Origin of the sequence: Novipirellula sp., assembly GCF_041583735.1 — a bacterium.
Classification (GTDB): domain Bacteria; phylum Planctomycetota; class Planctomycetia; order Pirellulales; family Pirellulaceae; genus Novipirellula.
In genome coordinates this window covers 1-8,794 of the sequence record NZ_JBFHFD010000355.1, presented here as the reverse complement: position 1 = coordinate 8,794, position 8,794 = coordinate 1, and the positions used below count along the sequence as shown (strand labels likewise).

Annotated in this window: 7 protein-coding genes; 3 read left to right on the top strand and 4 right to left on the bottom strand. The window is 54.7% G+C overall.

Going from position 1 to position 8,794, the window contains the following annotated elements; translation table 11 throughout:
* From ABX962_RS22315 to ABX962_RS22305, 3 genes are all read right to left on the bottom strand, one after another.
* Window positions 1-2,412: ATP-dependent Clp protease ATP-binding subunit (locus ABX962_RS22315; protein WP_372722453.1), on the bottom strand; the 2,412-nt coding region annotated here is incomplete at its 3' end.
* Window positions 2,413-2,746: 334 nt separating this feature from the next.
* Window positions 2,747-3,388: a tetratricopeptide repeat protein gene (locus ABX962_RS22310; protein WP_372722451.1), complete on the bottom strand. Its 642-nt coding sequence runs from the start codon at window positions 3,386-3,388 to the stop codon at window positions 2,747-2,749.
* A gap of 200 nt (window positions 3,389-3,588) precedes the next feature.
* A complete protein-coding gene (locus tag ABX962_RS22305; protein WP_372722449.1) occupies window positions 3,589-5,574 on the bottom strand; it encodes an AAA domain-containing protein in 1,986 nt (661 codons plus the stop codon).
* 44 nt (window positions 5,575-5,618) lie between these two features.
* Here ABX962_RS22305 and ABX962_RS22300 point away from each other — a divergent pair, with 44 nt between their 5' ends.
* On the top strand, window positions 5,619-5,894 hold the full coding sequence (locus ABX962_RS22300) for a DUF1294 domain-containing protein (protein ID WP_372722447.1): 276 nt from the start codon (window positions 5,619-5,621) through the stop codon (window positions 5,892-5,894).
* Window positions 5,895-6,051: 157 nt separating this feature from the next.
* Window positions 6,052-6,519 carry a GNAT family N-acetyltransferase gene (locus ABX962_RS22295; protein WP_372722445.1) on the top strand — a complete coding sequence of 156 codons (468 nt, stop codon included), beginning with the start codon at window positions 6,052-6,054 and terminating at the stop codon, window positions 6,517-6,519.
* On the opposite strand, the gene ABX962_RS22290 is transcribed toward ABX962_RS22295, so the two are convergent.
* Window positions 6,509-7,339 carry a hypothetical protein gene (locus ABX962_RS22290; protein WP_372722443.1) on the bottom strand — a complete coding sequence of 277 codons (831 nt, stop codon included), beginning with the start codon at window positions 7,337-7,339 and terminating at the stop codon, window positions 6,509-6,511. The two genes, ABX962_RS22295 and ABX962_RS22290, sit on opposite strands and share 11 nt — an antisense overlap.
* A 226-nt stretch (window positions 7,340-7,565) precedes the next feature.
* Between ABX962_RS22290 and ABX962_RS22285 the strand changes: the two genes are divergently transcribed.
* Window positions 7,566-8,794: SGNH/GDSL hydrolase family protein (locus ABX962_RS22285; RefSeq protein ID WP_372722441.1), on the top strand; the 1,229-nt coding region annotated here is incomplete at its 3' end.

Sequence of the window (8,794 nt, the reverse complement as noted above, 5' to 3'; positions counted from 1 at the left end):
TTCGAAGGTGCCTTGCAGCAACTCTTCGCTGAGCGGATCTTCGATACGTTGCTCGATCGCTCGGCGAAGCGGACGTGCACCGTAATCGAGGTTGCTGCCCTTCTTGACCAAGAACTCTTTCGCTTCGTCGGTCAATTCGATCGCCAAACCACGTTCCATCAAACGTTCACGGACCTTCGACAATTCGTAATCGATAACCGATTTAAGGTCTTCCTTGGTCAAGTGGCGGAAGATGATCGTGTCGTCCAAGCGGTTCAAGAACTCGGGTCGGAAAACACGTTCGATCTGATCCATCACTCGGCTCTTCATCGAATCGTAACTGGCATCGCCATCCGGTTTTTGGAAACCAAACGATGATTCGTTCTTGATCGCTTCGGCACCCGCGTTGGTGGTCATGATCAGGATTGTGTTACGGAAGTCGATGTTACGCCCGAACGAGTCGGTCAAACGGCCTTCTTCCATCACCTGCAGCATCATGTTGAACACATCGGGGTGAGCCTTTTCGATTTCGTCGAACAAGACCACCGCGTACGGACGACGACGAATCTTTTCGGTCAATTGACCGCCTTCTTCGTAGCCAACAAATCCCGGAGGGGCACCGATCAAACGGCTGACGTTGTGCTTTTCCATGTACTCACTCATGTCGATATGAACGAGTGCGTCGGCGTCGCCGAACATGTATTCGGCCAATGCCTTGGCAAGCAACGTTTTACCAACCCCGGTCGGACCGGCGAAAATGAACGATCCGGTCGGACGTCGTGGATCCTTCAAACCGCTGCGGCTACGTCGCACCGCCTTGGCTACCGCAGTAACGGCTTGCTCTTGGCTAACGACTCGCTTGTGCAGTTCTTCTTCCATCTTCATCAAACGCAGACTGTCTTCGGTCGACAGACGTGTCAACGGAATACCGGTCATCTTGCTGACCACTTCCGCGATCACTTCTTCGTCGACCACGCCGTCGGTCTGCTGACTCTTTTGACGCCACTCGGCGGTGATCTGGTCTTTCTTCTTGCGAAGTTTTTCGGCCTGATCACGCAGATTGGCGGCTTTTTCGAAGTCTTGGTTGGCGACCGCGTCCTCTTTTTCCTTGTTCAGCTTTTCGACTTCTTCGTCGATTTCCTTCAAATCCGGTGGACGAGTCATCGTGCGAAGTCGGACCCGAGCTCCCGCTTCATCGATCACGTCGATTGCCTTGTCGGGCAAGCAGCGTGCGGTGATGTAACGTTCGCTCATCTCGACGGCCGCAACGATCGCGTCGTCGGTGAATTGAACACGGTGATGTTCTTCGTAGCGTTCGCGAAGTCCTTTGAGGATCGCAATCGTTTCGGTCTTGCCAGTCGGCTCGACGATGATTTCTTGGAAACGACGCGCCAGTGCGTTGTCCTTTTCGATGTACTTGCGGTACTCGTCCAAGGTCGTCGCACCGATGCACTGGATCTCACCCCGAGCGAGTGCGGGCTTCAAGACGTTGGCGGCATCGATCGCGCCTTCGGCACCCCCGGCACCCACAAGCGTGTGCAGTTCGTCGATGAACAGGATCGTGTTCTTGACGCGGCGAACTTCGGTCATGACCGCCTTGATTCGCTCTTCAAATTGACCGCGGTACTTGGTGCCCGCAACCATCATTGCCAAGTCCAAAACCACGATTCGCTTCTCAGCCAAAATCTCAGGCACTTCGCCTTCGATGACCTTCTGAGCAAAGCCTTCGATGATCGCGGTCTTACCAACACCCGCTTCACCCAACAGCACGGGGTTGTTCTTGGTACGGCGGCAAAGGATTTGAATCGCACGTTCGATTTCGCGTTCACGTCCGATCACAGGATCCAATTCGCCCTTCTTAGCCAACTCGGTCAAATCGCGACCGAAGCTGTCCAGTGCCGGAGTCTTGCTCTTGCTGCTCTTGCCGGATGAACTACCGCTGCTTTCGCCATCACCGCTGCGGCCACCACGTTCGCCGACCTCGGCACCTTCGAGCCCGTGGCCCAAAAGATTCAAGACCTCTTCGCGAACGTCTTCAAGCTTCAGCCCAAGGTTCATCAGTACCTGAGCCGCAACACCCTCTTGCTCGCGGAGCAGTCCTAGCAGGATGTGCTCGGTCCCAACGTAGCTGTGATTCAAATTGCGTGCTTCTTCCATCGAATACTCGATGACTTTCTTGGCACGCGGCGTTTGTGGCAACTTGCCGACGGTGACCATTTCAGGACCGCTTTGGACAAGTTTTTCGACTTCGAGTCGGATTTTCCGCAAATCGACTTCGAGGTTCTTTAGCACATTGGCGGCAACACCACTGCCCTCTTTGACCAAGCCCAACAAAATGTGCTCGGTGCCGATGTATTCGTGGTTAAACCGCTGTGCTTCCTGATTAGCCAATTGCATGACTTTTCGGGCGCGGTCGGTAAAGCGTTCGTACATATCTATTATCTCGTTTACCCAGGCTGTCAAACTGGCGATACATTTCGCAATAAGTCAGATAAGCAAACCGTACGCCACTTTTACACTTGATGGCAATGGCGGTCTGATTCGTAACGACGATTACGGAATGATCCTCAGTCAAACGCAATGACTTTTTGACTCTATGTCTGATTCTATCGGTTAGGTCAAAGGCCGGGGATAGGAGCTTGACGTAGGAAACCAGAAAAGAGGGCGATCGCGTGCAAATTGTCTTAAAAAACAGGTCGAAGTTTTCTTACAGAACTTCACAGCATCCCGATCTCGCTGAGGCCTCAGTCGAGCTAGAAAGCTAGCATTAAGCAGCGGCTGCACGGTCTGCTGTCATATCGGCAGCGTTTTCGGAGGGGGACGCTTCGCGATTAGTGGGATTCTCTCGCGCGTCACTCTTCGCTTTGCCCTTGGATTCCTCTTCCGCCACCATCGCACGACGAATGCGTTTTCGCTCGGTTTCCACTTCGACCCACCACGGATCGGCCACCTCAAGTCGACTGATTTCGTTAATCAGAACGGTGGCGTGGTCCAATTGATCCAGATGTCGATAAACCGAGCACAACATCAATAGCGACGGGGGGTCGCGCGGCTCGATTGCCAGAACCGAAGTCAGCAGTTTCTCAGCCGCTTCCCAATCGCCTCGCAAATAAGCCGCATGCGCTTCGCGAAAACGATCGGGCTCTTCACTGACTTTGCGAGGATGAATTAATTCGGGCAATTCTCGCAGTCCGCGGACCACATAGAAACCCCACACCGCGACGCCCACCAACGTGGCCATCCAGAACAATCCGCCCGAAATCCAGCCGGGATAGACCCAGCCAAAAACCAAAAAACTATTTAGCGCTAGGCAAAATGCAATCGCCAGCGGTAACGAAGCCATCCGGCCACGCCACCACAGCTCTGGCAATCCTGGCCAAAGACACGATAAATAGTAACTCGCGCTCATAACCTCGTTTGTACTCATTCGGACGCGAACGTAGCAAGCACAATCGCCAAATTACCTAAGTTCACATTTGGTATCGTGGTGGTGGATCTTGCTAAAGACCGTTGCGTAACAAACAGTAGCTACCGTCGCCAGACGGTGGACAGTACGTCGAAACACTCCACGCTCTGGCGAGCGTCGCGACGCCAAAACGGTTTCGCTAGTTAGACGTCGCCGTACTGCCAGACCGATTTGTAGGCGTCGGCATCTTCGAAATATTTCAGCAGCGACGCATAAAAATCGTGACTGGCCAGCGTGGCGCTGTCACCCACCATGATCATTTTGCGACGCGCCCGGGTCAGTGCGACGTTAGTCCGCCGGGTGTCACTTAAAAAGCCGATCTCGGCTCGATCGTTGCTGCGGACCATCGTCAATAGTACCACTTCCTTCTCGCGGCCTTGGAAACCGTCGACCGTATCGATTTCAAGTTCGGGTAACTCTAAGCGTGAACGCAATAGTCGCACCTGAGCCGCGTAGGGAGCGATCACGGCAATCTGTTCTGGCTGGACTCCGGCGTCAAGAAACTCGTGAATCAAACGAATGATCAAATTGGCTTCTTTAGGATTCAATTTGCTCTGACCATCCGGTTCGAGCGCTTCGTCAAACTCGGCTCCGGCGGTGTCAATGAACTCAATCGGCTGAGTGGTCAATTCGCTTTCAATCACCTCAGGCAAATCGCTTAGCTGGTGCGAACGAACAGAAGCATCGGCGATCAACGTGCCTTCATAAAATTCTTCGGAGGAAAAATTCATGATCGTTTCGTTCATTCGGTACTGAACCACCAAGCGGCGAAACACCGAATCGCCTTCTCGCTCGACGAGCGACTGCATCAGCGATTCTTTCATACCCGCTCGCGCGGCTTCATCACTCAAAACCGTCGGCGGCAATTGGCAATGATCGCCAGCCAACACCAGCCGTTCGGCTCGCAGCACGGCCTGCCATACACTGGGCTGGGTGCACTGGCACGCTTCGTCGATCACGACCAAGTCAAAGTCCTGGTCGTACAACAATTCGTCGTCGATCGTGGTGGTCGTGCAAACGACGTCCGACGAATCGATCACGCTGCGGATGACGCTGCGTTCGAGCGAGCGGATTTGCCCGCGTAGCTGTCCCGCTTCGGCATACAATTCGCCTTTGCGACGAAAACCCTCACGGCCTCGTGGTTTCTTAGCTGCTGCCCGCATCAAATGCTCGAGTTCACGACGCATATCGCGAACGATCTCGGTCGAAGGATCGGCATCCACCAGTTCGTCGAGCGTATGCCCTCGCAGCGATTCAAACACTCGCGCCGGATGGCCGACTCGCAACACATTGGGCATGATCGCCACCAAGCGTTCGAGCAGATTGTCGACCGCAGTGTTGCTTGGTGCACACGCCAGCACACGTTCGCCGCGAGCGACGGCTTGGTAAATGACCTCAGCAATCGTCGTCGTTTTTCCGGTCCCCGGAGGCCCATGCAAAATCGCGACGTCTTGTGCCGACAACGCAAAACGCACCGCGTCTTGTTGTGGCGGATTTAAATCGGTCAGAAATTGGACATCAGGCAAATCCGCAAACCGAATCGGGCGAAACCCCAACAGCGCGTCCCGCAGACGGCCGGTCCGAGCGGTCGCGACTTGCGCCTTGGCCATTGCCGCTAATTGGCGTCGACGTGTGGTTTCATCAGGCGACAGATCGATGCGAAACGTCGACCCGGATGGCCACTGCTCAGTCGCCACCTGGATCGTGTTATGTTTGCGGCGGCTGACGACTCCGGCGATGCCTTCGTCGGACGCATCGGACCAGTCCGAGATCACGACGGGGGAACCGACTTTTAAGCGGTTCATTGGCAACGGGTCGCCGTGGGGTTTGACAAAATCCAGTAGCAATCGGCCCGCCAGCCCTGTTTTATGATCGGACATGTGTAGCGAAACGAGGGTTTCCCCGGTACTTTCCACGTCTCGTTGTGAACGCATTTGCCGTCGCAGCGCCATTCGGGCGCGTTCGGCCTCGCCTTCCAACGCGAGCCAATGCTCCAAAACGCCGAAATAATCTTCGGGGGTCATGCAATCCCTCACCCCTTTTAAACCGCCACCAAACGTTCCGGACCCGGAAACAGCAGGACGTGAAGATCCGCGACGAGGACGAGATTGGCCAGAACGAGACGACATCAGAAAGAGCTCAAAATGAAGAAGGTCAGGGAAAGTATCCGCTCATGTTAATCGGTTTCGCAATTTGGACACTGGTAGCAAGTTTGATCACCGCGATTCTGTACGCCTGGGACAAACGCGCCGCGCAAACGAATCGACGTCGGATTTCCGAGCGAACGCTACTGGGGTGGTCGCTCGTCGGTGGATGGCCTGGGGGCTGGATCGCCGGCCGTTGGCTACGTCACAAAACCTACAAGCGATCTTATCGAATCCAATTCGCGTTGGCCGCCACCCTAAATCTGCTTGGGCTCGCTGCGGTGGTTTATGCAAGCTTCAACTAAGGGCCGTCGGAACCTTAAGTGACGGTCCTCACTGGTAGCGGAAGTCGTCAAGACTTTCGTGAATCCCGGCACCGGTCGAAACTCTTGACGAGTTCCGCTACGGCAGTAATCCGACGGAGCTAACTTCACAACCCAGAGCCCTTGTTGATTTGACGCCATGCCCAGCGATAGCGACCCATCTTTGTCAATCGAATTCGTTACCATCGAATTTCAGTCCGACCTGTATGGTCAAGCGGTTGAGCTACGTCATGCGGTGCTTCGTCAACCGCTGGGGCTCGCGTTTAGCCCGGAACAGCTTGCTGCGGAACACGATCAACTTCATTTCGGCATGCTCGGTGGCGATGAATTGCTCGCCTGCGTGTCCGTGATGCTGCTTTCACCGACCACCGCCAAAATCCGTCAAATGGCAGTCGATGCCACACGGCAAGGTCGCGGAATCGGATCGAATCTGCTGTGCCGAGTCGAATTGGAATTGAAATCCATGGGGGTGCAATGCATTCAGCTGCATGCTCGCGAGGTCGCTCGAAGGTTCTACGAGCGGCTTGGTTATACGGCGACGGGAGAACGGTTCACCGAAGTCACCTTGCCTCACATCAAGATGACCAAAACGATGGTCACATGCTGAGCCAAAACCAGACCCCCAGCGGAATACAAATCAAATTGACGGTCCAGGCAAAGATCAACTTTCTTCGCGCCCTAGCGTCACGATAAGCAGTCGTTGGAATGGTGAGAGTGACGTACAGCGAATAAAAATTCAGCAGCGGTGGAAACACCAAGACGCCCACGATCGACGACAAGTACGCCCGTTTGACGGCGACATCGATCGGTTCATCGAGTACGGACTGCGCATCGCAGCGATCGATTGGCAACGCGGGTGGATGTTTCGGTAGATCCGAAATCGGATTTGGCGGATGGTAGGGATTGGTTGAAACGACCATCGGATCCGGCGAGGTTTCACCGATGAAGTCACCAGCACCCAGCGTCGATACAACACTCTCGTCGTGGTTCGGATCGTGTCGTCCGGTGGCATCGTCCTCGCTACGTCGTTTGTTGCAACTCCAGCAGACTTCGAACGCCGGTTCGTTCTGTTCTTCACATCGCGAACAAATCCAGGGCCCCGCACTTTGGATCAATTTCTCGTCGGCCGCCAACAGATCGATGGCCCGTTGGTAGTCGGCCGGAGCAACTTCGATCCGCACCAAGCGGTCTGTCCCCGCGCCGCCCATGCTGAGAGCCACCGCGGCATCGGTGCCGGTCACGATCGAGCGAATGCCGGCGGCCGCCAGCCGAATTCGCGTCGTTTCGGCCGAAAACGCATCACCATACTCGCGGACGCTGACCATCGGGCCTCGATAATTCGAAACGGGTATCGCCGTAGCCGCAGTATCGATTTCGGGTGCATCGACTTCGGGTGAATCAGCGTCTTGGAATTCCGAACTCGGCAAAATGCTTGTCTCCGAACACGCATAATCGGAAATGGGAACACTCTCGGCGACAGAATTACCGGTCCTGGAGTGGTGCCAGGGGCAAAATCATTGACTAATATAGTCGCTGGGTGATCTCTGATCCTGCCTGACCACCCCCATTCGCCTGTTCCTTATCGCGGCGAATCCTGCCCCCCCTTCAATATAACCACATCCTGTTTTCCTCCTATCCGTTAGGTGAACTTCCATGCCGATCCGTCATCGGTTCCCCCAAATCCTCGCGTTTGCCGCGTTTTTTATCTCGTTCGCAGTGCTGGGTCATGCTTGTTTTGCCGAGTCGATTCAGCTTCGTGACGGACAACGCGTTGCCTTGGTTGGCAACAGCACCGCAGAGCGAATGAACTTGTTCGGCAATTTGGAGACACTTTTCCAATTGCGAACTCACGATCAACGGATCCAGTTCCGCAACTTTGGTTGGCCTGCCGATGAAGTTGCCAACCAGCAGCGTCCCGGCAACTACACGCTGATTGACGATCCGTTTAAGGTCTATGGCGGCGACTTTTTTCTCTGCTTCTTTGGCTTCAACGAATCCTTTGCGGGGGATTCTGCCGAAGCGATCGAAACGTTTGTCTCGGACTATCGCAAATACCTCAGCAAACTGACCACTGATTTCACGGTTGATGGTCGCAAGCCCTCGTTTGTATTGGTCACGCCCATCGCATTTGAATCGACCGGCAAACGCTTGCACGCGGATGCAGATCAGCGCAACGCGGTTCTTGCTAAATACGCCGCGGCCATTGGCGAGTTTGGAAAAGCAGACGGTTACCGCGTGGTCGATGTTTTCGAGGCCACTGAAAAATTGTTCTCCGCCGAACCAGGGGCCCAATTCACCATCAATGGGATTCATCTAAACGAACAAGGCGACGAGGAGCTTGCTCGTTTGATCGACGCGCAATTATTCGACGAACCGCTGCCAAGCGTTGACCCCGCTCGCAAGGAAAAGCTTCGTACCGCGATCAATGACAAATCATGGCTACATTCTCAAGACTACCGCATGCTGAACGGTTGGTATGTCTACGGCGGCCGCCGAACTTGGGATACCGAGACCTTCCCGACCGAGTTCCGCAAGATTCGACAGATGGTCGACGTTCGCGATTCCTACGTTTGGGACATCGCCGCGGGTCGGCCGGTTGCCGATAACCCCGATGATTCGGGAACAGGCGAAGTGTTTACTCCGGAAACCATGTTCGGTTCGCGTGACGAAAACTTCCGCAAGATGCGTGAGCCAACGACGCTCGAGTATCCCACGCCCGAAGAATCGATATCTCAGATGAACGTGCCTGAGGATTTTCGCATCGAGTTGTTTGCTTCGGAACGCGAATTTCCTGAATTGGCAAACCCCACCCAAATTGCCTTTGATGAAAAAGGCCGATTGTGGGTTTCATGTATGGTGAATTATCCGCAGTGGTTGCCCGG